Source organism: Herbaspirillum lusitanum P6-12 (genome assembly GCF_000256565.1).
Lineage (GTDB): Bacteria > Pseudomonadota > Gammaproteobacteria > Burkholderiales > Burkholderiaceae_D > Herbaspirillum > Herbaspirillum lusitanum.
Map to the genome: position 1 here is coordinate 1 of NZ_AJHH01000283.1, position 1,789 is coordinate 1,789.

A 1,789-nucleotide genomic window follows, 5' to 3' on the forward strand; every position below is an offset into this window, starting at 1 on the left:
ATACGGCGCGGCGCGCGCGTTCTCGATGCTGATGCTGGTGTTCGGCCTGGCGCCGATCCTGGCGCCTTTCATCGGCGGATTGCTGCTGACTTTTTCGACCTGGCGCGCGATCTTCGCGACGCTGACGGTGTTCGGCGTCATCTGCCTGATCTTTACCCACCGCGTGATGGAAGAGACGCGCGACCAGGCGCATGTGGTGCCGCTGCATCTCGGGCGTGTGCTGCGTCAATACCTCGGCCTGTTGCGCCATCGGCAGTTCATGGCGTATGTCTTGTGCGGCGGCCTGATCCAGGCTGGGCTGTTCGCCTATATTTCCGGCGGCCCGTTCGTGCTGATCGAACTGCATGGCATCAAGCCGCAGAATTTCGGCTTCGTGTTCGGCGCCAACGCCATCGGCCTGATCGCCTGTTCGCAGATCAACGCGCGCCTGGTCATCAAGCGCAGCGCCGACCGCGTGCTCGGCAAGATCATCTGGATCCCGGCCATCCTGACCACCATCGTGGCGGTGCTGGTCGCCTGTGGTTATGAAAGCCTGCCGCTGTTGCTGATCGGCTTCTTCGGTTTCCTGTCGTGTCACGGTTTTGTCGGTCCCAACGCCTCGGCCATCGCACTCGCACAACAAGGCAAGCAAGCCGGCACCGCGGCCGCGCTGATGGGCACGTTGCAGTTCGGCATCGGCATGCTGTCGGGGGTGATCATGGGCGTGTGGCACGACGGCACCGCCTTGCCCCTGACGACGCTGATGGCGGTGTGCGGCATTGCCGCGCTGCTGTTGTATCGCTACGTTGCGCGCCATACGATGCAGGCGCCGCGTCCAGCCTGATTCTTCTCTTCTCCCGTTTCCACCGGTGACGATGCAAGTTGACTGATCGTCACTGGGCGCTGAAAACTGCGCCCGGTCGTGCAGAGGCCGTGCTCTCATTTTCGGTTTCAGAGATGTGCACGCTTAACGCACATTTTCACTGCACGCGCCTGCATGAAATTCGTGCAGCGGTTTGTTTCAGCGCATTGTTCAGGCCAACGCCCGCGCCTGAAAACCTACCCGCAATCTCCTCCGCAATCACCGCCGCCGCTGCGTAATCGTCGTTTTGGCGAACAGGTGGCATGTCAATTGCTATATCGCCTCTTGCGGTCTGACCAGTCAGACCAAAAAGGGGAAACCGATGAGCATGCCCAATATCGCGGCACAAACTTTGCAGCGCCAGATCCTGTCCGGGACATACAAGACCGGACAAATGCTGCCGGGCCAGCGCGATCTCGCCGAGTCGCTCGGCATCAGCCGCGCGTCGCTGCGCGAAGCGCTGTCGATGCTGGAAGCGCTCGGCTTCATCCGCGCCATGCCCGGCAAAGGCACGCTGGTCACCTCGGGCCGCAGCAGTGCCGCCAGTACGCCTGCACGCAGCGGAGCGGCGCTGCCTTCATCGGCGGAGCTGCAATCAACCTTCCAGCTGCGCTACGTGTTCGAACCGGCTGCCGCCGCGCTGGCCGCACGCGTCATCAATGCCCACACCACGCCGCGCCTGTGGGGCGTGCAGGCCCGTTTTGAAGACGCGCTGAAAAACGTCGACCTGGTCAGCGCCTCGCAGGCCGATCTCGAATTCCACCAACTGATCGCGGAGCTGTCCGGCAACGGCGGGCTGATGCAAGTGGTGCGCGATTTTGAAACGCGCATCAGCCACAGCCAGCGCTTGCCGTTTGCCGATCACTCGCGCATCTGGGAAACGGCCGAAGAACATCGCGCCATCGCCGCCGCCATTTCCGCCGGCGACCGGCTTCCGCGGGCGGACTT

General features: G+C 62.9%; 2 protein-coding genes. Both read left to right on the forward strand.

What is annotated here, in order from left to right; translation table 11 throughout:
- A partial coding sequence (locus HLUSI_RS0109100) for an MFS transporter (RefSeq protein WP_016833675.1) occupies positions 1 to 823 on the forward strand: 823 nt, incomplete at its 5' end.
- A 340-nt stretch (positions 824 to 1,163) separates the two neighbouring features.
- Positions 1,164 to 1,789: FadR/GntR family transcriptional regulator (locus tag HLUSI_RS0109105; RefSeq protein ID WP_016833676.1), on the forward strand; the 626-nt coding region annotated here is incomplete at its 3' end.